We start from the raw sequence: 23,720 nt of genomic DNA, 5'->3' as shown, positions 1-23,720 counted from the left end.
CCCAAGCCTGCGAGGAGTTTCCATGACCGCTATTACCATTACCGACGCCGCCCACGATTACCTGGCCGATCTGCTCTCCAAGCAGAACACCCCGGGCATCGGCATCCGCGTCTTCATCACCCAGCCTGGCACCCAGTACGCCGAAACCTGCATTGCCTACTGCAAGCCGGGCGAAGAAAAACCTGAAGATACCGCGCTGGGGCTGAAAAGCTTCACCGCCTACATCGACTCGTTCAGCGAAGCGTTCCTTGACGATGCCGTCGTCGACTACGCCACCGACCGCATGGGTGGTCAACTGACCATCAAGGCGCCAAACGCCAAAGTGCCGATGGTCAACGCCGACAGCCCGGTCAACGAGCGCATCAACTACTACCTGCAAACCGAGATCAACCCGGGGCTGGCCAGCCACGGCGGTCAGGTCAGCCTGATCGATGTGGTCGAGGACGGCATCGCCGTGCTCCAGTTCGGCGGTGGATGCCAAGGCTGCGGCCAGGCCGACGTGACCCTGAAGGAAGGTATCGAGCGCACTCTGCTCGAGCGTATTCCTGAACTAAAGGGTGTGCGCGACGTGACCGACCACACGCAGAAAGAAAACGCCTACTACTAAGGTGTTCGCTGCGGACATAAAAAACGGCGCCCCGTGAGCGCCGTTTTTTTTGCGTGAAATTCAATCACGCCTTCGCGATCAAGCCCGCCCCCACATGTGATCGCATTGCAAATGTGGGGGCGGGCTGGCTTGCGAAAGGGCCGTCATGGGCGATAAAGATGCGCATGCCCCGCGCGATACAGCGATGACTCGCTGAACACCTCACTGCCCAGCACTCGTCCAACCAGAATCAACGCCGTGCGCCGAAACCCCTTGGCCTGCACCTTCGCGGCAATATCCTCCAGTGTCCCCACCACCCAGTCCTGATCCGGCCAAGTCGCGCGGTGAATCACCGCAATCGGGCAATCCGCGCCGTAATGCGGCAGCAGTTCGGCGATGATTTTCTCCAGGTGATTGACCCCCAGATGAATCGCCATGGTCGCGCCATGCTGCGCCAGATTCCCCAGTTCTTCGCCGGCCGGCATTGCAGTCTTGTCGGCGTAACGGGTCAGAATCACGCTTTGCGAGATGTCCGGAAGGGTCAGTTCTGCACCCAGCAGTGCCGCGCACGCCGCCGTTGCGGTAACGCCAGGGATGATTTCGAACGCAATATTCAACTCACGCAAATAGCGAATCTGCTCGCCAATCGCGCCATACAGGCTCGGATCGCCGGAGTGCACCCGTGCCACATCCTGCCCCTTGGCGTGGGCGGATTTGATCAATTCGATGATCTGCTCCAAGTGCAATTCGGCGCTGTTGACCACGATTTCGGCCTGATGCCCCTCCAGCACAGCGGTCGGGACCAGCGAGCCTGCGTAGATGATCACAGGGCAGCTGCGAATCAGTCGCTGGCCTTTGACAGTGATCAATTCCGGGTCGCCGGGGCCGGCGCCGATGAAGTAGACGGTCATGAAGAAATCCTGTGAAAAACGGGGCAGGGCAAGGCTTCAGATGAAGATTGCTCATGATCAAAGAGGGGGATTATCGGGATTTTACGCAGCGCCGGCCAATGCCAACGTGGCCTGGGCGTATTTTTGCCGGGAAATCAGCAGTTTTGCCGGCGCCTGAATCAGCTGTTCGGCGAGGGCCAGCGCAGCACTTTCGGCAACGCCGTAGCATCCGGTACGTTCGTAGGCGATCTGTGAATGATGGCTCAGACGCTGCTGATAACTCGCCAGTTCTACGCTGCTGAAATACAACAGCGGCAGTGCCAGTTGGGCGGCGAGTTCCTGTAAACCGGGCTCATCACGCTTCAAGTCGATACTGGCCAGGGCCTTGACCGCTAAAAGGTCGATGCGATGCGCCTGCAAGGCCTGGTCGAGCAACGCGCGCAGCGTGCTGGCCGGGCAGCCGCGCTGGCAGCCCAGGCCGACCACGAAGGTCGGCGCTGCGCTGTCATCGGTCATGCGTGGTACTGACCATCGCTTTTGCGGCGGAACAACCAGGCGCTGATCAGGCCCAAAGCCAGCCAGAACGCCACGTTGGTCAACTGCGAAGCGATTTTGAACTGAGCTTCCAGCGCCTCGGGTGCCAGCATCGAATGCACCTCCGGCTGCGGGGCGCCGATCACATGCGGTACGGCCAGGATTGCCACGCCCAGCAGCTTCATCAGCCAGTGACGGCTGAACACGATCAGGGCCAGGCCGACAGCGGTCGAGGCGGCCGTGCCGATCCACCACATCTGGCGCGAAGCCAGATCGGCTGCAGCGGTACCCGGCAGTTCAGGCGGCAGGCCGAGGGTCGGTGCAAGCACGAAGGTCGCGTAACCGGCCAGGCCCCAGAGCAGGCCTTGCGAGGTTTTGGTCGGTGCACGCAGGGTGTAAAGGCCCGCGAGCATCAGGGCGAAACCGACGGCCACCACCAGATTGCCTCCGGTGGTCGAGACTACGCGCTGCCAGCCGTCTTCCGGCTCCCAGGCTTGTGCGTCGTGGGTGTGCCCGGCCATGGCGCCTTCGGCATGTTCATGAACGGCGACAGGTTCGGCTTTTTCGAAGGTTTCCGCCTGCAGAATCAACGGCGAGACCCAGAAACTTTGCAACAGGGTGAGGAGCAGGGCAGCCAGCAGGCCGGTGAACCCTGCGGTTTGCGCAATTCGCTTGATCATGTCGAAAGGTCTCAGTGGCACGGAAACGCGGCGCTGTGGCGGGTATCGTGGGCGGCGTTGTGCACCGCTTCGATGTGCGAGAAACCGGCGAAGTAGACGAGGCTGGCACCCAGGATCGAGGCAAAGATCGCCGCAGTCAGGCGTTGGCTCAACGTGGCGGTGCTGGAGATTTTATCGGTGTTGCTGCCGGTGCTGCTGATGATCGACATGGCGCTTCCCTCTGGAGTGTCAGCGGGTGAATAGAGCGCATGAAGACCCCTGCGAGTCGGGCACGCAGAGGTTCGAACAGCGCCCGCCCACCGCGGGTTTGTTATGTTCAGCGACGCACAATGCGCACTGTGTGTTGCGGGCCGGTCTCCGGGCTCACGAGGGGTTGGCGTCAGGCCGACCTGCAAGCATCACCTTCCCATGCCGTACTGGCACAGTGGATCTGACGCTTCGCTCGCTTACCGTTGCGGGGGCAGCACCGGACTGACATGGGCTTGAGTAAAGCACATGATTCACCGGTTTCCCGTTTCACCCTGTGAAGGGCACCCGTAACAAGTTGTGTAGGAGACCATGGGTTGGGGAATTTAGTCAATTTTGTGGGTGGATCCGGTGCTGCGGTAACGGCCGCTTAGGGTTCCGCCCTGACGGCGGGTCACTTTTGGCAAACGCCCCAAAAGTAACCAAAAGGTCTATGCCCTGACGTTCGGCCCTCGCCTAGGCTCGGGTTCCTTCGCTCCGGGATTGATCCTGGGGCATCGCCTACGGTTTGCTTCGCTGCACCTCCTCTCGATGTGTTTGGCTGCGCCAAACGGTCGCTGCGCTCCCACCCCCGGATCAATCCCTCCACTCAGCCTGCCGGCGGGTCTTGAGATCAAAAGCTTTACTCGAGCTAACGCTCATCGTGTTGAGTGGGGCGGCTTCGCCGCATGGGGGGCACGAATTAAAATTGTGGGAGCTGGCCTGCCAGCGATGGCGGCCTCACGGCCGACCAATCTTTAACTGAGCACACCCGATCCCACTGTGGGAGCGGGCTTGCTCGCGAAGGCGGTCCGCCAACCAACTAACTCCAACTGAACACACCTAATCCCCTGTGGGAACTGCCGAAGGCTGTGATCTTTTGATCTGGATCTGGATCTGGATCTGGATCTGGATCTGGATCTGGATCTGGCTCCGGCTTTTGATGTTGCCTTTGATCTCAAAGCCCCATCGGCAGGCCGAGCGAAGGTGTCCATCAGGGGGGAGGCGCGCAGCGCCATGCGGCGAAGCCGCATACATCGAGAGGAGGTGCAGCGAAGCAAACCGTAGGCGATGCCCCCTGATGGACACCGTAGCGAGGGAACACTGAGCCTAGGCGAAGTGCCGTACGCCGGGGCAAAGCCTTTTGGTTCCTTTTTGGCGTTTGAAAAAGGGACTCGCTGTAAGAGCGAAACCGCCAGCGGCAGCACCCGAAGCAACGGATATGCCCCCAATCCCAAAATCCACCAACCATTGACCCATCCCAATACCCTGCGTAGCCTTGCGCTTTCGAGGTTCTTCGGCCCACGCCGAAGCTAAGAAGGGAACGCGGTCCAAGCCGCGGCTGCCCCCGCAACTGTGAACGGTGCTGTTCGCTGCCACGCCACTGCCAACTCAATCCAGAGCCAGCGGGAAGGCGCAGCGAATGCCAGGCCCAAAGCCTGAACACCGTCAGCCAGGAGACCTGCCTCGTGACAGATTTCTCACTACAACCGGGCGGGGTGATCCGGTGGCGAATTCTTCCGCGCGCTCGGTCGCAGCGGATCTCGTCCCGTATGCCCGCCACCTTGCCAAAGGGCATCCGATGAAAACACTGGCCAAACTCCCTGTCACCATCGTCACCGGTTTCCTCGGCTCGGGCAAAACCACCTTGCTGCGACACATGCTCGACAACGCTCAGGGCCGCCGCATCGCGGTGATCGTCAACGAGTTCGGCGAACTGGGCATCGACGGTGAAATCCTCAAGCAATGCACCATCGGCTGCACCGAAGAAGAAGCCACCGGCCGCGTCTACGAACTGGCCAACGGCTGCCTGTGCTGCACGGTGCAGGAAGAATTCTTCCCGGTGATGCGCGAACTGGTCGCCCGTCGCGGTGATCTCGACCACATCCTGATCGAAACCTCCGGTCTGGCCCTGCCGAAACCGCTGGTCCAAGCTTTCCAGTGGCCGGAAATCCGCAGTGCCTGCACCGTTGACGCGGTGATTACCGTGGTCGACAGCCCGGCGGTGGCTGCCGGCACCTTCGCCGCGTTTCCGGATCAGGTCGATGCCCAGCGCAAACTCGACCCGAACCTTGATCACGAGTCGCCGCTGCACGAACTGTTCGCCGACCAACTGGCCAGCGCCGATCTGGTGATCCTTAACAAGGCCGACCAGACCAGCCCTGAAGACCTCGCTCGCGTACGTCTGGAAGTCGCTGAAGAGCTGCCGCCAGCGGTGAAAATCATCGAAGCCAGCAACGGCCGTCTGCCACTGGACGTGTTGATTGGCCTTGGCGCGGGTTCCGAAGAGCACATCGACAGCCGCCACAGCCATCACGATCACCACCACGACGGTGATGACGACCACGATGACCACGATCATGACGCTTTCGATTCGATCTCCATCGAACTGCCGCAAGCCGATGAAAGCTTGCTGCTCGATGCACTGACGCAGCTGGTGGTTCAGCACGGCATTCTGCGCGTCAAAGGCTTCGCGGCGATCCCGAACAAGCCGATGCGCCTGCTGATTCAAGGCGTGGGCACGCGTTTCGACAAGCACTTCGACCGTCAGTGGGGCACCGATGAAGCGCGCGTCACGCGCCTGGTGCTGATCGGCCAGGAACTCGACGCCGCGCAACTCGAAGCGCAACTGCGCGCCGCGCTCAGCGTTTAAGCCATGCACCTGCTCAGGACCCAGCCCGGCGGTTTCGTGTCGGATGACAATATTGCCGACCTTGGACAAACCCCCGCCGAGCTGGTGATCCTGTGCAGCGGCGATTCCAGCCTGGCGCTGCTCGCCGAAGCTGCGCAGCAATTGCCCGAGGATTACCCGAGTCTGCGCCTGGCCAATCCCATGCAGGTGCAGAATCACGCTTCGGTCGATCTGTATGTCGATGAGGTGCTGCGTCACGCCAAGGTGATCCTGATTTCGTTGCACGGCGGCATTGCCTATTGGCGTTATGGCGTCGAGCGGCTGGTGGAGCTGGCTGAGCGCGGTGTGCAGGTGATTCTGGTGCCTGGCGATGACCGTCCCGACCCTGAACTCAGCGACTTGAGCACCGTGCCCGCCGAGGATCGCGACCGCCTCTGGCAGTTCCTGCGTCAGGGCGGCATGGGCAATGCGCTGGACTTCTTCCATTGCCTGGCCAACCGCTGGCTGGCGCGGGACTACGCCTGGGACGAGCCGCAAGCGCTGCCGCGTACGGCGATTTACCAGCCACAGAAAAACTCCGCTGCGCTGAGCGACTGGCAAGCCGAATGGCTGCCCGGTCAACCGGTCGCGGCGGTGTTGTTTTATCGCTCGCATTTGCAGGCGGCCAACACTGCGTTCATCGATGTGTTCTGCCAGCGCTTGCAGGCGGCGGGGCTCAATCCGCTGCCAATCGCAGTTGCCAGTCTGAAAGAGCCGGGCTGCCTGAGCGTGGTCGAGGATTGGCTGGACGAGGTCGAGGCGGCGGTGATTCTCAACACCACCGGGTTCGCGCAATCCAGCCCGGAAGCCCCACATCTGCGGCCGTTCCGGCGCAATATTCCGGTGATTCAGGCGATCTGCGCGCAGGACAACGAGCCTGGCTGGCGCGACAGCGAGCAGGGCCTCGGACCACGCGATCTGGCGATGCACATCGCCTTGCCGGAACTCGACGGGCGCATCATCAGCCGGCCGATCAGCTTCAAGGATCTGGCCTGGCGCAGTGAGCGCAGTCAGTCCGACGTGGTCTGCTACCGGGCGCAACCGGAGCGCATGGATTTCGTCGCCGAACTGGCCCGGCGCTGGAGCGATCTGGCGCGGGTGCCGAACGCGGAAAAACGCATCGCACTGATCCTCGCCAACTACCCGACCCGCGACGGTCGTATCGGCAACGGTGTCGGCCTCGACACCCCGGCCGCGGCTTTGAATATCTTGCGTGCGTTGCAGGCTGAAGGCTTTCCGCTGACGGCTCAGTTGCCGGACAGCGGCACTGCGCTGATCCAGCAATTGCTCGGTGGCGTCAGCAACGACCTCGACAGCATCGATTTGCGCCCGTGCCAGCAAAGCCTGGCGATGGACGCTTATCTGGCGATGTTCAATGCACTGCCGCAAGCCAATCGTGCGGCAGTGCTGGAACGTTGGGGCGCTCCGCAAGACGATCCGATGTGCCGTGACGGGCGGATGATGATCGCCGGTCTGCGCTTTGGCCTGACCTTTGTCGGCATTCAACCGGCGCGCGGTTATCAGGTCGATCCGAGTGCGGTGTATCACGACCCGGATCTGGTGCCGCCCCACGGCTATCTGGCGTTCTACTTCTGGCTGCGCAACACCTACGGCGCGCACGCGGTGATTCACGTCGGCAAGCACGGTAACCTCGAATGGCTGCCGGGCAAGGGCGTCGGCCTTTCGCAAAACTGCTGGCCGGACGCGCTGCTCGGGCCGCTGCCGAACATCTATCCGTTTATCGTCAATGACCCGGGTGAGGGCGCACAGGCCAAACGACGCACGCAAGCGGTGATCATCGACCACCTGATGCCGCCGCTGACCCGTGCCGAAACCTACGGCCCGCTGCGCAATCTGGAACTGTTGGCCGACGAATATTACGAAGCCCAACTGCTCGACCCGCGCCGCGCCCGCGAGCTGCAGCGCGACATCCTGCAACTGGTGCGCGAGACGCAGATCGACCGTGAACTGCAACTCGACGCCGGCCTGGACAGCGACGCCGACGCAGCGATCTGGCTACCGCGGCTGGACACCTATCTGTGTGACCTGAAGGAATCGCAGATTCGCGATGGCCTGCACATTTTCGGTGAGTCACCGACCGGACGTTTGCGCATCGACACGTTGCTGGCGCTGCTGCGCATTCCGCGTGGCGACGGCAAGGGCGCACAGTCGAGTTTGCTGCGGGCTGTGGCGAAAGCCTTTGAGCTGGGGTTTGATCCGCTGGATTGTGCGTTGGCCGAGCCGTGGAATGGCCCGCGTCCGCAGGCGCTGCAAAACGTCAGCGATGAAATCTGGCGCAGCGCCGGCGATACCCGCGAACGCCTCGAACTGTTCGCCACCCAACTGATCGCCCAGGCACTCCAAATCCCCTGTGGGAGCGAGCCTGCTCGCGAAAGCGGTGTTTCAGCCGACATTGATTTATCTGACCCACCGCCATCGCGAGCAGGCTCACTCCGACAGGATCCGCGTTGGGCTGAAGTCAGCGTAATCATTGAGAACCTGCGCGAAGTCGTCGCCCCGCGTCTCGACGCCTGCGGCCCCGCCGAAATGCGTGGCTTGCTCGATGCGCTGAACGGCCGCTTCGTCCCTGCCGGCCCAAGCGGCGCGCCGAGCCGTGGCCGTCTCGACGTGCTGCCCACCGGGCGCAACTTCTACTCGGTGGACGTGCGCAACCTGCCGACCACCACCGCGTGGCGCATCGGTTTTCAGTCCGCCACGCTGATTCTCGAACGGCACCTGCAGGATCACGGCGATCACCTGCGCCAGCTCGGCCTGTCGGTGTGGGGCACCGCGACCATGCGCACCGGCGGCGACGACATCGCCCAGGCCATGGCGCTGATGGGCGTGCGTCCGGTGTGGGCTACCGGCAGTCAGCGCGTTGATGACTTTGAAATTCTGCCGCTGAGTCTGCTGGACCGGCCACGGGTCGATGTGACGTTGCGGGTCTCCGGGTTCTTCCGCGATGCCTTTGCCAACCTGATCCGCCTGTTCGACGCGGCCGTGCAAGCGGTGGCAGCACTGGACGAACCCGACGATCTCAACCCGCTGGCGGCGAAAGTGCGTGCCGAGCGCGAGGCTCTGCTGCAATCGGGGCTGGATGAAGACGCGGCGCGGCGCCAGGCCGGTTGGCGGATCTTCGGCGCTAAACCCGGAGCGTACGGCGCGGGTGTGCAGGGCGCCATCGATGGACGTCTATGGCAGAGCCGCGAGGATCTGGCCGAGGTCTATCTGAATTGGGGCGCCTACGCATACGGTGGGTCCGACGAGGGCACCGCCGCCCGCGAGCAGTTCGTCCAGCGCCTGAGCCAGGTGCAGGCTGTGCTGCAAAACCAGGACAATCGCGAGCATGACTTGCTCGATTCCAACGACTATTACCAGTTCCAGGGCGGCATGCTCGCGGCGGTGGAAACCTTGCGCGGGGAAGCGGCGGCCAGTTATCACGGCGATCACAGCCAACCGGATCTGCCGAAAATCCGCACCCTGAAAGAAGAACTGAATCGGGTGATCCGCTCGCGGGCGGCCAATCCGAAATGGATCGACGGGGTCAAGCGCCACGGCTATAAAGGCGCGTTCGAACTGGCAGCGACGGTCGATAACCTGTTCGCCTTCGATGCCACCACGCAACTGATCGACGATCATCAGTATGCGTTGCTGGCCGACGCCTATTTGCTCGACCCGGCGACCCGCGACTTTGTCCGCGAGCACAATCCGCATGCGCTGCGCGACATGACCGAGCGCATGCTGGAAGCGCAACAGCGCGGAATGTGGCAGGAACCCGGCGCCTATAAAGAGGCCCTCGAAAACCTGCTGCTGGATATAGAAGAAGACACCTGATGCGCTGTAAATCAACTGTGGGAGCGGGCTTGCTCGCGAAGGCGTCGTGTCAGTCGATATACCTTTTACTGATACACCGCTTTCGCGAGCAAGCCCGCCCCCACAGGGGATCAGGTTAGCGCCCAATGTTTTTCGATAGATCACCGACCATGACTGAGTATTGAAGATGACCGACACCCCGCATTTCCCGCTCTCCGCCGTGGTCGGCGCCGATGACCTGAAACTCGCTCTGTGCCTCACCGCCATCGACCCGAAAATCGGTGGCGTGCTGATCGAAGGTCCGCGTGGCATGGCCAAATCGACCCTGGCCCGTGGTCTGGCCGATCTGCTGGCGAGCGGTCAGTTCGTCACGCTGCCGCTGGGCGCCACCGAAGAGCGTCTGGTCGGCACGCTCGATCTTGACGCCGCGTTGAGTGAAGGGCGCGCGCAGTTTTCCCCCGGTGTGCTGGCCAAGGCCGATGGCGGCGTGTTGTACGTCGATGAAGTGAACCTGCTGCCCGACCATCTGGTGGATCTGCTGCTCGATGTGGCGGCCAGCGGCACCAACCTGATTGAACGCGACGGTATTTCTCATCGGCATTCGGCCCGATTCGTGTTGATTGGCACAATGAACCCGGAAGAGGGCGAATTGCGTCCGCAACTGCTCGACCGTTTCGGCCTGAACGTCGCTCTCAGCGGTCACACGGTACCGGCCGAACGCGGGCAGATCATTCGTCGCCGACTGGATTTCGACAGCGATCCACAAGCGTTCTGCGCGCAGTGGGAAACGCAGCAGCAAACCCTGCGTGAGCGTTGCGAACACGCGCGCAGTGCCTTGTCGGGCATTCCCCTGGACGACGACGCCTTGGCGCTGATCACCGAACGTTGCTTTGCTGCTGGTGTTGATGGCTTGCGTGCCGATCTGGTCTGGCTGCGTGCTGCCCGGGCCCACGCGGCGTGGCGCGGTGCTGACGCGATTGCCAAGCAGGACATCGACGCGGTGGCGGAATTCGCGCTGCGTCATCGCCGTCGTGAATCGCCTTCGTCCAGCCCTCAGCCCCCTGCGCAGCACTCGACCCATGCGCAGGCCGGGCCGAGCGAAGGGCAGGGGCAGTGGGGCGACATGCCTGCCCCGGCACTGGCCACCGGTGCGCGCCGTGAAGTGCCGAGCTGGCCAAAAAAGTAACCGGCATTCGTCCCCGATCCGACGTGGGGGCGAATGCCAGGCCCCGCGCCGGACGACTCGACCACGGACGCCAGGGCCAGCGCCACGCCGCGCGCAGCGGCTCGGTGAACTGGCCGGGTACGTTGCTCAGCGGTCGGCCGCAGACACGGGAAGATCTGCAGTTCCAGTTACGCACCCGTTCGGCCCATGAGCTGTGGCTGGTGATCGTCGATGCGTCGGCCTCGACTCGTCGTCATCAGGCACTGAGCGATGCCAAGGGCTTGCTCGCGCAACTGTTCGATGATGCCTATCGACAGCGCGCCCGTCTGGCATTACTGACTGCCAGCGGCAGTGCGCCGAAATGGCAGGTACAGGGCTTGAAGGCGTCGAGTGGCTTGCGCACCTGGCTGGAAGCGCTGGGGGCGGGCGGCGGCACGCCGTTGCTGGCTGCGTTGACGCAGGCGCAGCAATGGCTGGCGCAGCGGAAAAAGCGTTTTCCTGCCGAGCAGCAGCGATTGCTGCTGGTCACGGACGGGCGCCTGAAAGCCTTGCCGCCGCTGCTGCCGCTGGAGTGCCCGGGGTTGTTGATCGACATTGAGCGTGGGCCGATCCGCTTGGCCCGAGCGCGGCAAATTGCGGCGGCGCTGAATGCGCAGTATCGGCATATCGATGATCTGTGATGCCTGAACGGGCCTCTTCGCGAGCAGGCTCGCTCCCACAAGGTTGCTGAACACCGCTTCCGCTGTGGGAGCGAGCCTGCTCGCGAAGAGGTTCACTCGGTTGCAGATCTGCCAACCACAATTCGCAGCGCTGCTCTATGCTCCACTCCAGCCCAATCACAAGGAGTGAATCATGCGGGTACTGGTCGCCAATCCTCAGGACGATTTTCGCGTCAAAGCCTACGCCGGCACCAACGGCGTGTTGCTCGCCATGGATCTGGCCGAGCCCCGACGCAAAGGCTTGCTCGGCTTTGCCATCGAGAAGCAGCAGGGCGACAAGCCGTGGCAGTTCCTGTTCAACAGCCTGACGTTTCCCGGCATGGCCCACACTTTTCCCCAATATTACGCCACGCCCAGCGATAAAGCGCCGCTGCAGAAATTTCGCTGGGCCGATTACGCAGTCAACCCAGGCACAACCTTGCACTATCGCGTGCACTTGGCCTACGGCACGGCGGACGCGCCGCAATTGGGCGAGTCGCTGGAGCTGAGCATCACGTCCGACGATGGCCACCCGGCCAACCAGAGCGTGATCTTCAATCGTGCCGTGGCCGCCAGCCAGGCCTTCCAGCGCAAGTTCCCCGACCTCGACGCGCAGATCAGCGCCAACAAGAACCTGCCCATTGAAGCGTGGCCCGACGCAGCGCGCCTGTGGCTGGAGAACGGGCTGCTGGAGCGTTTGCTGGGTTACATCGAGCGTGCGGTGGACGCTCAGTGGGCGCTGGATATCGCGATCTACGAGTACCAGTTGCAGGCGATCATCGATGCGGTGAACGCGGCGTTCGCCCGAGGCGTTCAAGTGCGTGTGCTGTATCACGCCCGACCGGATGACGCCGATACGGCACTGAACGAAACCAACCTGGTGAAATTGCCGGCGGCGAACAAGCGCGGTCGAATCACCCACGAGATCTTCCACGACAAGTTCATTGTCCTCAGCCGCGTCGATGCTGCCGGGCAGCGTCAACCGCAGGCCGTGTTGTGCGGCAGCACCAATTTCACCACCAATGGTGTGTATCGCCAGGCCAACGTGGTGCACACCCTCGATGACGTGACGATCGCCGCGCGTTATCTGCAAACGTTCGAAGAGGTCTGGGCGAATCCCGCCGATGTCGGCGCGACGCGCACCTGGATCACTGCCAACAACCCCATTGACCCCACGCAACCGTTGTTCGCCGGGTTCTCGCCACGCAGCGGTGGCGCCGACCTGCGCGAATTCGTCGAGATCATCGAGGCGGCTAAAAAGGACGTATTGTTCGTCACTGCGTTTACCTTGCCGGACGCGATTCTCAACGCGCTGCTCGGCAAGCCCCATGACGACATCCTGCGTTACGGCCTGCAAAACAGTGCGAGCAGCATCACGGGGTTTCACGCGGACCGTACGGCTGAATTCGCCGCCACGGCTTTGCTCAACACCGGGCTGGAAGGCTGGCTGAAGGAAAACATGAAAGGCCAGAAGGGCAACCTGCTGGTGCACACCAAAGCCGTGATTACCGACTTCACCACAGACGCGCCGACCATCATCAGCGGCAGTCACAACCTCAGCACCTCGGCCAGCAATGGCAATGACGAGAACTTCCTTATCATTCGTGGCGACACTGATCTGGCCGACCGCTATGGTCTGGAATTGCTGCGGTTCTACGAGCATTACCGCTTTCGCTATTTCGCGAAAAAACTGGAGCTGAAGCAGGTGAGTCCGCTGGCGGTGGATGACAGCTGGACCAACGATTACTACGTCGAGGGGGATTTGCGGCAGTTGTCGCGGTTGCGTTTTGCCGGGCGTTGATGTTGCGCGTTTGATGGCCTCTTCGCGAGCAAGCCCGCTCCCACATTGGATCTTCAGTGACCCCGGAACCGGTGTCCGACAAATAATCCCTGTGAGAGCGGGCTTGCTCGCGAGAGGGCCATCAGGAAACGCTTTTTTTGTGTTCTTACAGATTTTGAAATGATTTGCCGCTGTAGAAAATGTGCCTTGAGCCTGTACGCTCCAAGGCCATTTTTCATTCAGGATTTACATGAACACCCTCTCGGAGCCTCCCAGTCGTACCTTCTCCTCGCGCCATCGCGCGGTCTTGACTCACTCGCAGCATCCGGTCTTCCGACTCCCGACTATCGTTGTCAACGCGGCTTCAGAGCCTTCGCGTTGCGCTTTGCCGTGTCCGGCAGCCTGAATTCACTGAAGAGAGATCGAGACATTTTATGGAATGGTTAGCGGATCCCACGGCCTGGTTAGGCTTGTTGACCCTGATTGTGCTGGAACTGGTGCTGGGTATCGACAACCTGGTGTTCATCGCGATTCTGGCGGACAAACTGCCGCCGCATCAGCGCGACCGCGCGCGGATCATCGGCTTGTCGCTGGCCTTGATCATGCGCCTGGGCCTGTTGGCGAGTATTTCCTGGCTGGTGACCCTCACGCAGCCGTTGTTCGAGGTGTTCGGCAAGAGCTTCTCCGGTCGAGACCTGATCATGCTGTTCGGTGGTGTGTTCCTGTTGTTCAAGGCCACCATGGAGCTGCACGAACGGCTTGAGGGCCACGTCGGCCAGCGCTCGAACAACGCCGCTTATGCGCTGTTCTGGCCAATCGTGGCGCAGATCGTGGTGCTCGACGCCGTGTTTTCGCTGGACGCGGTGATCACGGCGGTCGGCATGGTTGATGAACTGGCGGTGATGATGATCGCGGTGATCATTTCCATCAGCCTGATGATCGTCGCAAGCAAGCCGCTGACTCGCTTCGTCAATGCGCACCCGACGGTGATCATGTTGTGTCTGGGCTTCCTGATGATGATCGGTTTCGCGTTGACGGCCGAAGGCCTGGGCTTCCACATCCCGAAAGGCTATCTGTACGCGGCGATTGGTTTCTCGATTCTGATCGAAGTGTTCAACCAGATCGCGCGAGCCCGTCGCAAGCGCTCGATGCAGGGCTTGCGCCCGATGCGTGAGCGCACGGCCCATGCGGTGATGCGCTTGTTGGGTGGCCGCAAGTTGGCGGTGGAAGAAGTCGGCGAGGAGATTTCCGACTTGCTGGACGATGGTCAAGCGCCAGGCGCGGAGCTGTTCGACCGTCGCGAGCGGGTGATGATCAGCGGCGTGCTGCAACTGGCCGAGCGCCCGATTCGCAACCTGATGACCGTGCGCGCCGACGTCGACACCATTGATCTGGCGGACGACGCCGAAGCGATTCGCACGCGCCTGATGCATTCGTCCTACTCGCGCTTGCCGTTGATTCGCCACGGCGCGGTGGATGAACCGCTGGGCTTCGTGCACAAGAAGGAGCTGCTCAAGGAGTATCTGGCCGGCAATGAGCCGAACCTGGAACACCTGGCGCGCAAGACCATCAACCTGCTCGACAGCTATTCGATCCTCAATGCGCTGGAACAGATGCGCGCGGCCTCGACCCACATCGCCTTCGTGGTCAATGAGTTTGGTGACTTTGTCGGCGTGTTGACCATGACCGACATCCTCGAGTCGATTGCTGGCGAATTACCCGATGCCAGCGAAATCGAAGGCCCGGACGTGATCGAAGAGCAAGGCGGGTTCGTGGTCAGCGGCGCGCTGAACCTGATGCGTGTGCGGGAACGCACGGGGTTTGGTGCGCAGCCGACCGAGGACTACCAGACCCTGGCCGGGTTGGTGATGAGCCTGCTGGACCGCTTGCCGATGAAGGGCGATCGCCTGCAGTACGAAGGCTGGCAGATGACGGTGGTGGCGGTGGAAGAACGGCGGGTGACGCGGGTGTTGCTGGTGCGCGACGCCGTGTAATCCGTGTGCGCCCCCTTCGCGAGCAGGCTCGCCCCCACAGGTGCAACGCACGCCAGTGTGGGAGCGAGCCTGCTCGCGAATGCAATCTGTCCGGCGCTGCAAAAATCACTGATGGAAAGTAAAGCGATCCTTCCCCGCGTGCTTTGACTCATACAGCGCGTCATCCGCCTTGACCAGGGCCTGATTCAACGTATCGCCATCCTCCACCCGCGTCACACCGATGCTGATCGTGACCGGGTGCTGCGTCGGTTGGTCGCGAACCACCCGGCACAATTCACCCGCCAGTGCTTCGACATCCTCGCGCCGCACGCCCGCCAGGTAAATCGCGAATTCCTCGCCACCCAGCCGCGCGAATTCGTGCTGCACCATCACCGTTTTTATGTCCGCTGCCACGCGTTTCAGCACTTCATCGCCGATGTCGTGACCGTACACATCATTCACCTTCTTGAAGTTATCGATGTCGATCATCGCCAGATAATGGTCGTGCTCGCGAGGGACGGCTTGCAGGTGTTTTTGCGCCACCGTCATGAATGATCGACGGTTGGGGATTTCGGTCAGCGTGTCGTTGTAGGCCTGATCCAGCAACAGTCTGGACATGATGTAGTTGTAGAGCTTGGCCTCGCGCAGTTTGAGAAAGGTGTAGATGGTCAGTGAGCAGAGAAACACGCTGTAGCAAATGGTCATCACCCCTTTGAGCTCGAACAGATCGACTCCGGTATGGATGAACGGATTGAGTACCAGCCAAGTGATTGCCTGTGCGGCGAAAAACGACCAGCGACTCAGTGGCAGCACCGAAGCGCTGTACAGCGTGCTGGCGGCGGCCAGCACCAGCCAGACGCCATGGAAAGTTGGCGGCAGCCCGTCGACTATCAGGCGAATGCCCAATGTGATGGTCGCGACAAACAACAGGTTCAACACGTTGAAGTGTCTCGCCTTGCGGGTGAACAGCAGCACCAGTGTCAGAATCGCGAATGCCGTCATGAACACCATCGACAGCCAGGTAAAGCCCTGGCCTGCGAGGAAACTGACGATCAGGTCGAACGCCACCCAGACACTAATGCTGGCGATATAGATCAGTACGCAGAACGAGTGCAACCGTTCGAACTCATGCTGGATGAACTCGTTCCATACGGCGGCGGGCGCGGTTTTCTTCAGCACTTGCTCTTCAATGGTTTTGTACATCGCCAACCTGATGCCTGTGCTGGTTGTCGAGAATCACCCGGCCCCAAGGGCGGTAACGCAGGGAAAACACAGCGCTGTTGTGACAGCCGGCAGGCGTCGCATCGGGCTGCGCAGGCTCGGCACGAAACGGCTGGCCCTCGGCACTGACCTGCCGGAACGCCTCGCGCACGATACCCACGGAGCAGGGCAGGGCACTCGCATAACCATTGCGCACCAGTGGCGACAACTTGCCCGTGCCTGCGCCATCCTGCCACCACACCTGAATGCCCGCAGCGCTCAGTTCGCCCAGCCATTGCCCATTGACGCTGGGGGCAAGTTTGCCGGCGCTGAAGGCACTGATGTGCAACGGTGCATCAAGCTTGCTGGCAAAATCCTTGAGCTGACGCTGCAGCGTGGCTCGGCGGTCTGCCGCGAGGAAATGGAAGTCATCCAGTTCCAGCGGCAGGTACCAGCCACTGACCGGCAGTTTCCAGTCCTTGCGCAACTTTTGCTGCTGACCCAGCGCTTGTCCCAGTTGCGCCTGCCAGTAAGTGCCGAGGCCGGCGCTGTCCAGTTCATCGATGCGCTGGTAGTAAGCCGGATCCATCCTCAGCCCCAGGACCAGTTGCAGGCCGTGTTGTTGCGCCAGTTTCAGGCTGTTGGCGAGCCAGCCGTCGGCGCCGCCAAAGTCCGAATCTCCGTAAGCCGTCCACTGCACGATCAGCGTCCGGGTGCCTTGTCGGGCGGTGTCCCGCCAGATCTGCTGCCACTGCGCCTGAGTGAGACTGGCGTCGACATTCAGCGGTTGATAGAACACGCGCTCGTCGGCACGTACGACGACGGCGCCCAGCAACAGGCAGAAAAACATTATCCAGCGCGCCATCAGAAGTTCCACTCCACGCCCAGCAGCACACCGTTGCCGCCTTCATACAGATTGCCGCCCAGCGACTGCTGGTATTCGGTGCGCACCGTCAACTTCGAGCGGTAAGCGTTGTAGCGATCCTCGTCGTACCACCATTGCCAGCGCAGGCCGATCCCGGTGCGCAGGTCCTGGCGCCAGTCGTTGCTCGGGTCCTGACTGGCAAATTCGAGGAAGCCGTATGGCATGATCGTCTGCGCGGCGTTGGACGGCAGCTTCCACGCATGACCTTGCTGGAAACGCGACAGCCACTGGTGATCGCCGGCCTTGGTCCACCACGCGGCATCCAGATAGAGGAAGCGTTCGTCCCAGTCGCTTTCATCCACCCGCCAGTCGTTGCGGTACTTGCCCTGATCGAGGAACGAGGCCGTGGCGCGCAGCAGGTAGTCGGTGGTGGTGTGGCCGTCCTGGCGATGATCGTCGAGCTGGTCCGAGAGTTTGTGCGGGTTGATCATCTGCCCCAGGCTCAAACCATGGTTGTCCTGATCATCGAACTGGCTCTGCTTGTAGATCTCGGCGTAAAGGTTGATGTTCTGCGTACCCCACGGTTTGTACCGCAGGCCGACGCCTGCCGCAGCGGATTCAGCGTAGCTGGAGCGACTTTGACCACCGAGCAGCACCCGCCCGTAGACCGACAGCGTACTGCCGGCGCGGCTCGGTTCTTCACCCAGGGCGTGATCCCACATGGCCACCTGCACGTTCTGCGAGTTGGCGCTGCGACGCGAGCCTTTGCTGTCGTCGTCGCGCAGGAAATCGTTGGTGGACACCCCTGCAGGCGACCAGGTACTGGCAATGGTGAAGCTGTCACGCCGGGACAAGGTTTCGTGGGCTCGACGCTGACGGTAGCGCCGGGCTTCCATGCTGCCGTCTTCGTCGTCGGCGGCCACCGGGTTCTGTTCCAGATCAATGACCCGACGCAGTTCCTTGCGTGCCGAGGCGCTGTCTTCGACTTCGTCATAGCGCCAGGCGAGGGTTTCGCCCAGACGATAGTCCTCGGGGAAATCCCGGGTGGCTTGCTGCAGATACGCAATGGCGCGGGCGCGCTCCTCGCGAGTGGGCGCGCCGGACAGGCGCATGCCGTAATCAGCGCGGTAACGCGGGTTATTCGGATCGCGGCGTACCGCCTCCGCCAGCCAGACGTTGCTCTGCGCCAGGTCGCCGGCCTTTTGCGCAGTGACGGAAGCGGCATAGAAATGTCCGGCGTCCGGCGCTTGTTGCAACGCCTGACGCTGGCGTTGCAAGGCCTGGGCATGATCGCCACGGGCATCGGCAATGGCCGCGCCGAGCGCCCATTCGTTGGCGCCGCGGGTTGTGCTTTGTTGCCAATAGCGTTCGGCGATCTGGCTGTTACCGGCATTCAGCGCGCTGCGGCTGGCAGTCAGTCGAGCGTTGTCGCTGAGCTCGGCAGCAGGGAGGCTGCGCCAGATCGCCAAGGCCCCCGCGGAGTCACCCGCCGCTTCCAGGGCATAGGCCAGCGGCAAGCGGCTGCTTCGGTCACCGAGTTTTTCCGCTTGCTGGTAATAAACCACCGCTTCACCGGGACGATCCGGCATGGCACATCGACCCAGCGCACGATAGTCCCCAGCGGCTTGCGGATGGCTGCCAATCGCTTGTTGAACAGCCTCGCACTGGCCGTTTTCCGCCAGTTGCGCAAGCAGTTGGCCACGAGTGGCGCCGTCGATATGGCTGATCAGTGACGCCATCCGCCGCTGTTGTGCGGGTGTCGTATCTTTGGCTGACGCGTAGAGGCCGGCCAGGCGCTGAAGCGCTGTGGCAGGCAGGCGCCCGCCGACGCGGTCATAGGCGTTTTCCAGCAGTTCCTGTGCGTGCGCACGATCGCCGCTGTTGAGCGCCAGGAAACTGGCCTGATTCAGCGACGCCAGATCGCCGGTCTGACGGTAGTGGTATTCCCACAGTGTCTGTTCTTCGGTGTGGCGGCCCATGGACTGGGCGAGTTGCGCGCGGCGTTTGACTACCGCCGGGGTCTGCTGCTGCCCCGCGAGCCAGACCATGACTTTGCTGCTCTGACCCTGCTCCTGCCAGACGTCGAGCAGTTGTGCCTGTCGACGGCTTTCCCACGGCGGCGGCAAGGTTGTGCTTTGCAGCAGGTCGGTAGCTTGCAGGCGCTGGGCGAGTACCAGCCACGCTTGGGGATCATCACTTGGTTGGCAGCCGCGCAGTTGTTTCAACGCTGCTTCCGGATCGTGACGCGACAACCAGTCGACGGTTTCCAGGCAGGGGCGCTGCAGGTCGTTGCTCAGGCGTTGCACGCTGGGTACATCGTCGGTCTGGCGTGCCAGTTCCCACAGCCGCTGGCGCTGGGCCGGATCTGCCAGATCTTCTGCAGGCAGTGACTGCAGCCAGCGCTGAGCCTGTTGATCGTGTCCCATGGCGATGGCGCGATCGACCATCGCCAGACGCACCTTGCGTGCGGCGTCAGGACTGGGCGCCTGTTGCAGCAGTTGCTGCAGCGGCCTTTCGTCCAGGCGCTGCACATAGGCATTGGCCAGGCGTTGCCAGCCCTCGGCATCCAGTTGCTTGCGCGCCGCGAGCGGGGCCAGTTGGTCGATGGTGCCGCTCCAGTCACGCAATTGCTCGGACCAGTTGGCGCGGGCCAGACGCAAGATATTGTCATCGCCCTTGGGGGCCAGTTGTGCCAGCCAGTCGTGGGCCTTGGCCGCACCGCCGAACTTGGCCAGGCTCAGACTGTAGGCCTGCCACAGGCGCACGCGGTCATTGAGGTCGCTGCCCGCCATCCACTGTTCAACCTGAGTGCTGCTCGGCGGATCCTGTTCGATCCAGGTCAAGCGCAAGTCCAGCGTGGCTTCGCTGTCGTTGGCCGGCAAGGCTTCGACGGCGTCCTTGTAACGTCGTTGCCTGGCCAGGGATTCCACCAGCAAAGCCCGTGCTTCATCGTTCTTCGGAACCTTTTCCAGCAGGTGGCGCATCAGCCGCTCGACTTCTTTCCAGTTGCCTTTTTTCGCCTCGCGGTAGCTGCGGTCCATGTACGGATAGCTGCGGAACTGTTCAAAGTCGCTCAGCGGCGCAGCTTGCAGCGGGTAGGCGGTGCTCAGGCCGAGTAGCAGGCTGCCCATCAACAAGGTATGACGATGTACAGGTTTCATGCGACCTCCCGGACGATGCGGTAAGCCGCTTGTTGTTCGCTGGCCTGATCGGCCAGGGCTTGCTGGAGCACTTGCTGAGTGATCATGCCGCGGGAAATCAGGTGCTCGCCGAGGGACATCCGTTCCGCATCGAAATCGATCAGTGCCTGATTGAACAGGGTCGGCGGCACCATGCCGCGCACTTGCAGCAGGTTGCCGAGCAGTACCTGATGGCGGCTGACGCGTTCCAGCAGGGCCTCATCGTCCTGATGACGCTCGAGCACTTGCAGCATATGTCGCACTTCCTCACTTTGCCGGGGGCTGGCGTACCAGTAGCGAATCCCCAATGTCACGCGGCCTTGCGGTGCCAGTCGGCAACGCACCGGGCGTTTCAGCTGGCGACTGATCGCGCCGAGCGATACCTGACTGACCGGGCCTTCGGAGGCCAGCACCAACGTGTCGCCTTCCTCGGCAACCGGTAGCACGCCGTAGTGCGAAGCGACCCGGCGCGGCACTGCGTCGATCAGGCGCTTGTCGAGCTTGAACGGATTAAGCGGAGCCCATTCCAGCTCCAGTTGTTCGGCCAGTTCCTGTACGAGTTGGGTACTGTTGATGTACTCACGCAGTAGCAGTTCGCGACCCAGGCGCCGACGCACCGGGCTGGTGATCGCCGCTTCCAGCTGATCTTCGGTAAGCAGGCCTTTTTCCACCAGACGGTGGCCCAGCGGCGTCCGTTGCGCCTTGGTCAATGCTGGAAATTCATGGGTGGTCTTGTCCCATGCCACGCGCCGCGAGTCGCCCATCTCCATGACCTGGCGCAGCGCGCGCAGGTTGGCGAAGAAGTTGACGAAGTTGCTCCACATCATGCGGGGTGCCGAGAGCAGGCCTTCCACCAGACCGTAATAGCGGGTGACGAACCAGCCACGCTGGAACAGCCGGTTGAGCAGCATGAAGCCGTTGAGCCAGAGCAGAACCGAGAGCAGCGAGCTGTCAGAGAGGATCGATGGATAACGCCACGATTCGGGCGAAATCACCGTGACCAGCCACATCGCGATGAGAACCACGAACAGCAGGTTGACGAGGAAACTCAGCATGTAGGCGATCAAGCCGCGCCGGTCACGCCACAGGAAGTAGTTGAGCAAGCCCTTGCGGCTCCAGCCAAGGTTCTTGGTGCCCTGGAATACGATGCCGACGATCCAGCGTGATTTCTGGCGGATCGCGTGTTGCAAGTCGCGAGGAAAGTGCTCGCGCACGCAGATCACCTGGGAGAACTCGCGGTTCATGCCGAACACCCAAGGCTGCTCCAGTGCCAGTTTCGGATCGCTGACCGAATAGCGGGCAAAGATGCATTTCATGCCTTTCTGCTTGAGACGGAAACCGATGTCGTAATCTTCGGTGAGACTCTGCACATCGAAGGCGATGCCATCGCCGTCTTCGAGCAGGGCGCTGATGGCCTTGCGACTGAAGCAGGTGCCGACACCGGCGCTCGGCACCTGGCCGGTCAGCGCTTCGCGCACGATAACGTCCTTGCCGTGGTTCTCGGCGAACTCGTCGACATAGTGCCCGGCGGTGAAGCCTTTCCACTCCGGCGCATAGGGGTAGACCGGAATCTGGATCAGATCCTTGTTCGGCAGCAGGTAGTTGTAGAGGCGCAACTCCATCGGCGAAATCACGTCCTCGGCGTCATGCAGGATGAAACCGGCAAACTGGATTTTCGCCTCGCTTTCAAAGCGCAGGATCGCGTCGATGATGTTGTTCAGGCAGTCGGCCTTGCTGGTCGGGCCGGGGCGGGCGCAGACCACTTTGTGCACGTTGGGGTAGTGCTGACAGACCGCGTCGACGTCAGCCTGGGTTTCGGCGTCGTTGGGGTAGGTGCCGACGAAAATCTGATAGTTCTCGTAATCGATGGTCGAGGCGGCCAGACGGGCCATTTCGCCGACCACACCGACTTCATTCCACGCCGGCACCATGATCGCCAGTGGCTTCTCGGGAATGCTGTAGAGGCGCTCTTCGTCGGCGCGCTCGAATTTCTCGTAGATCCGCCAGCGCCGGATCAGTTTGCGGAACCAGTAGACCAGGTCGATGAACAGGTCATCGAGGCCGAGGATGAACATCAACAGGGCGAGAGCAATCGCCACATATTTAAGAGCAAACAGCACGTACGCAAAGAAGTCGACCCAACCCAGACTCATACCCCTGTACCCGCCGCCGAGCGTGCGCTCAACCAGGCGTGGAGGCGGGTGGCAATCAATTCGCTGGCGTGGCCGTCGCCATAAGGGAAGTGCACGCGGCTCATACGGGTGTAGGTGTCTGCGTCATCCAGCAGCCGGCTGGACTCCTCGACAATACGCGCCTTGTCGGTTCCCACCAGCAGCATGGTGCCACTCTCCAGCACGGACGGCCGCTCCGTGACGTCACGCAGCACCAGCAGCGGTTTGCCGATGGCCGGCGCTTCTTCCTGCACGCCCCCGGAATCGGTGAGGATGAAATGCGCACGGCTCATCAGCCACACGAAGTTAGGGTAGTCCTGCGGGGCGATCAGATAGATGTTGGGTTTGTCCGAAAGAGTGCCGTACACCACCTCCTGCACCAGCGGGTTGAGGTGTACCGGGTAAACGAACTGGACGTCGGGATAACGCTCGGCCAGTTCGGCCAGCGCCTGACAGATGTTGCGGAAGCCATCGCCGATGTTTTCCCGGCGATGGCTGGTGATCAAAATCATCCGGCGCTGTTCATCGAGGGCTGCCAATGGTGAATCAGCTGCTGGCTGCCAAGCGGTTTTCTGCTGATGATCACGCATCCACAGCAAGGCATCGATCACGGTGTTGCCGGTGATTTCGATGTTGTCCTCGGGGACACCTTCGCGCAGTAGATTGGCGGCTGTTTTGGATGTGGGAGCGAAATGCAGGTCGGCGATCACTCCGGTGAGGCGCCGATTGGCCTCTTCCGGCCAGGGCGCGCGCAAGTTGCCGGTGCGCAACCCGGCTTCGACGTGACCGATCGGCAATTGACGATTGAACGCGGCGAGGGCGGCGATGAAGCTGGTGGTGGTGTCGCCGTGTACCAGCACGATATCCGGTTTGACCCGGTCATAGGCCTGGTCGAGTTGTGCCAGCAGATGTTGCGAGAGGCCGTTGATGGTCTGGCCCTGAGTCATCACTTGCAGGTCTTCGTCGACCGCCAGTTCGAAGGCATCGAGCACCTGGGTGAGCATCTCCCGATGCTGGCCGGTGGAGCAGATGTTCAGTTGGATGTCAGGCCACTGACGCAGAACCCGGGCTAACGGGGCCATTTTGATGGCCTCCGGACGAGTACCGAAAACCATCATGACTTTAAACGACATTGACCCCTCCTGGGACATGGCAACGCTTGGGCGCAACTGCCGCGAGCGTGTGTTCTCTTACTGAGAAATAAAGAAAAGCAGCCAGATGGGAGCTTGTCCAATCCGGCCTGAGGCTTGTGTGTTACCGATGATTTGGAACGAAAGTGCCATCGGTTGA

At 61.8% G+C, this 23,720-nt stretch carries 16 protein-coding genes and 2 riboswitches; of the genes, 7 read left to right on the top strand and 9 right to left on the bottom strand.

The annotated features are described in order from the left end of the window. Nucleotides 1–22 precede the first annotated feature (22 nt). The gene (gene nfuA / locus AC1UK9_RS15430) at nt 23–607 is read left to right on the top strand and encodes a Fe-S biogenesis protein NfuA (RefSeq protein WP_003225494.1); all 585 of its coding nucleotides are present in this window, start codon (nt 23–25) and stop codon (nt 605–607) included. A gap of 143 nt (nt 608–750) precedes the next feature. Here the strand turns inward: nfuA and cobM are convergent, their stop codons facing one another. From cobM to AC1UK9_RS15410, 4 genes are all read right to left on the bottom strand, one after another. Then, nucleotides 751–1,497: a precorrin-4 C(11)-methyltransferase gene (gene cobM, locus AC1UK9_RS15425; protein WP_482577878.1), complete on the bottom strand. Its 747-nt coding sequence runs from the start codon at nt 1,495–1,497 to the stop codon at nt 751–753. 81 nt (nt 1,498–1,578) lie between these two features. Then, a complete protein-coding gene (locus tag AC1UK9_RS15420) occupies nt 1,579–1,992 on the bottom strand; it encodes a cobalamin biosynthesis protein (RefSeq protein ID WP_473015915.1) in 414 nt (137 codons plus the stop codon). Then, complete coding sequence (locus AC1UK9_RS15415; protein ID WP_482577877.1) at nt 1,989–2,690, bottom strand: CbtA family protein; 702 nt, start codon at nt 2,688–2,690, stop codon at nt 1,989–1,991. The genes AC1UK9_RS15420 and AC1UK9_RS15415 overlap by 4 nt, the downstream gene beginning before the upstream one ends. A gap of 11 nt (nt 2,691–2,701) precedes the next feature. Then, entirely contained in the window at nt 2,702–2,899 is a 198-nt protein-coding gene (locus AC1UK9_RS15410) for a CbtB domain-containing protein (protein ID WP_003225486.1), read from the bottom strand. A 122-nt stretch (nt 2,900–3,021) separates the two neighbouring features. Then, nucleotides 3,022–3,243: riboswitch (cobalamin riboswitch) on the bottom strand. Between the two features lie 945 nt (nt 3,244–4,188). Beyond that, a riboswitch (cobalamin riboswitch) is annotated at nt 4,189–4,399 on the top strand. 98 nt (nt 4,400–4,497) lie between these two features. Between AC1UK9_RS15410 and cobW the strand changes: the two genes are divergently transcribed. The 6 genes from cobW (at nt 4,498) to AC1UK9_RS15380 (ending at nt 15,036) form a co-directional block, all read left to right on the top strand. Then, entirely contained in the window at nt 4,498–5,568 is a 1,071-nt protein-coding gene (cobW, locus tag AC1UK9_RS15405; protein ID WP_025112539.1) for a cobalamin biosynthesis protein CobW, read from the top strand. Between the two features lie 3 nt (nt 5,569–5,571). Continuing rightward, complete coding sequence (gene cobN / locus AC1UK9_RS15400) at nt 5,572–9,420, top strand: cobaltochelatase subunit CobN (RefSeq protein ID WP_482577876.1); 3,849 nt, start codon at nt 5,572–5,574, stop codon at nt 9,418–9,420. Between the two features lie 166 nt (nt 9,421–9,586). Beyond that, complete coding sequence (locus AC1UK9_RS15395; protein WP_482577875.1) at nt 9,587–10,585, top strand: magnesium chelatase ATPase subunit I; 999 nt, start codon at nt 9,587–9,589, stop codon at nt 10,583–10,585. A 23-nt stretch (nt 10,586–10,608) separates the two neighbouring features. Then, complete coding sequence (locus tag AC1UK9_RS15390; protein ID WP_473015911.1) at nt 10,609–11,244, top strand: vWA domain-containing protein; 636 nt, start codon at nt 10,609–10,611, stop codon at nt 11,242–11,244. A gap of 172 nt (nt 11,245–11,416) precedes the next feature. Further along, the gene (locus AC1UK9_RS15385; RefSeq protein WP_482577874.1) at nt 11,417–13,063 is read left to right on the top strand and encodes a phospholipase D-like domain-containing protein; all 1,647 of its coding nucleotides are present in this window, start codon (nt 11,417–11,419) and stop codon (nt 13,061–13,063) included. Between the two features lie 413 nt (nt 13,064–13,476). Beyond that, complete coding sequence (locus AC1UK9_RS15380; RefSeq protein WP_482577873.1) at nt 13,477–15,036, top strand: TerC family protein; 1,560 nt, start codon at nt 13,477–13,479, stop codon at nt 15,034–15,036. 105 nt (nt 15,037–15,141) lie between these two features. Here the strand turns inward: AC1UK9_RS15380 and AC1UK9_RS15375 are convergent, their stop codons facing one another. The 5 genes from AC1UK9_RS15375 to wecB are packed head-to-tail and all read right to left on the bottom strand — an operon-like array spanning nt 15,142 to nt 23,563. Then, nucleotides 15,142–16,218 carry a GGDEF domain-containing protein gene (locus tag AC1UK9_RS15375; protein ID WP_473015908.1) on the bottom strand — a complete coding sequence of 359 codons (1,077 nt, stop codon included), beginning with the start codon at nt 16,216–16,218 and terminating at the stop codon, nt 15,142–15,144. Continuing rightward, the gene (locus tag AC1UK9_RS15370) at nt 16,202–17,080 is read right to left on the bottom strand and encodes a DUF4434 family protein (protein ID WP_473015907.1); all 879 of its coding nucleotides are present in this window, start codon (nt 17,078–17,080) and stop codon (nt 16,202–16,204) included. Before AC1UK9_RS15370 ends, AC1UK9_RS15375 begins: the two co-directional genes overlap by 17 nt. Next, on the bottom strand, nt 17,080–20,241 hold the full coding sequence (locus AC1UK9_RS15365; RefSeq protein WP_482577871.1) for an NfrA family protein: 3,162 nt from the start codon (nt 20,239–20,241) through the stop codon (nt 17,080–17,082). Before AC1UK9_RS15365 ends, AC1UK9_RS15370 begins: the two co-directional genes overlap by 1 nt. Next, a complete protein-coding gene (nfrB, locus tag AC1UK9_RS15360; protein ID WP_482577870.1) occupies nt 20,238–22,412 on the bottom strand; it encodes a cyclic di-3',5'-guanylate-activated glycosyltransferase NfrB in 2,175 nt (724 codons plus the stop codon). Before nfrB ends, AC1UK9_RS15365 begins: the two co-directional genes overlap by 4 nt. Beyond that, nucleotides 22,409–23,563 (bottom strand): non-hydrolyzing UDP-N-acetylglucosamine 2-epimerase, encoded by a 1,155-nt coding sequence (gene wecB / locus AC1UK9_RS15355; RefSeq protein WP_473015904.1) that lies wholly within the window; start codon nt 23,561–23,563, stop codon nt 22,409–22,411. Before wecB ends, nfrB begins: the two co-directional genes overlap by 4 nt. Between the last annotated feature and the right edge of the window lie 157 nt (nt 23,564–23,720).

The sequence above is a fragment of the Pseudomonas sp. AK-TSAG1-1 genome (genome assembly GCF_056821665.1).
Note: the sequence above shows the minus strand (reverse complement) of the source record. Positions and strands in the feature narration are given on the sequence as shown.

Coding starts and splice junctions, on each gene's coding strand:
- wecB (WP_473015904.1), bottom strand. CDS start 23,563: ATGTCGTTTAAAGTCATGATGGTTTTCGGTACTCGTCCGGAGGCCATC.
- AC1UK9_RS15395 (WP_482577875.1), top strand. CDS start 9,587: ATGACCGACACCCCGCATTTCCCGCTCTCCGCCGTGGTCGGCGCCGAT.
- AC1UK9_RS15410 (WP_003225486.1), bottom strand. CDS start 2,899: ATGTCGATCATCAGCAGCACCGGCAGCAACACCGATAAAATCTCCAGC.
- AC1UK9_RS15365 (WP_482577871.1), bottom strand. CDS start 20,241: ATGAAACCTGTACATCGTCATACCTTGTTGATGGGCAGCCTGCTACTC.
- AC1UK9_RS15385 (WP_482577874.1), top strand. CDS start 11,417: ATGCGGGTACTGGTCGCCAATCCTCAGGACGATTTTCGCGTCAAAGCC.
- AC1UK9_RS15375 (WP_473015908.1), bottom strand. CDS start 16,218: ATGTACAAAACCATTGAAGAGCAAGTGCTGAAGAAAACCGCGCCCGCC.
- AC1UK9_RS15415 (WP_482577877.1), bottom strand. CDS start 2,690: ATGATCAAGCGAATTGCGCAAACCGCAGGGTTCACCGGCCTGCTGGCT.
- AC1UK9_RS15380 (WP_482577873.1), top strand. CDS start 13,477: ATGGAATGGTTAGCGGATCCCACGGCCTGGTTAGGCTTGTTGACCCTG.
- nfrB (WP_482577870.1), bottom strand. CDS start 22,412: ATGAGTCTGGGTTGGGTCGACTTCTTTGCGTACGTGCTGTTTGCTCTT.
- cobN (WP_482577876.1), top strand. CDS start 5,572: ATGCACCTGCTCAGGACCCAGCCCGGCGGTTTCGTGTCGGATGACAAT.
- cobW (WP_025112539.1), top strand. CDS start 4,498: ATGAAAACACTGGCCAAACTCCCTGTCACCATCGTCACCGGTTTCCTC.
- nfuA (WP_003225494.1), top strand. CDS start 23: ATGACCGCTATTACCATTACCGACGCCGCCCACGATTACCTGGCCGAT.
- AC1UK9_RS15370 (WP_473015907.1), bottom strand. CDS start 17,080: ATGGCGCGCTGGATAATGTTTTTCTGCCTGTTGCTGGGCGCCGTCGTC.
- AC1UK9_RS15420 (WP_473015915.1), bottom strand. CDS start 1,992: ATGACCGATGACAGCGCAGCGCCGACCTTCGTGGTCGGCCTGGGCTGC.
- cobM (WP_482577878.1), bottom strand. CDS start 1,497: ATGACCGTCTACTTCATCGGCGCCGGCCCCGGCGACCCGGAATTGATC.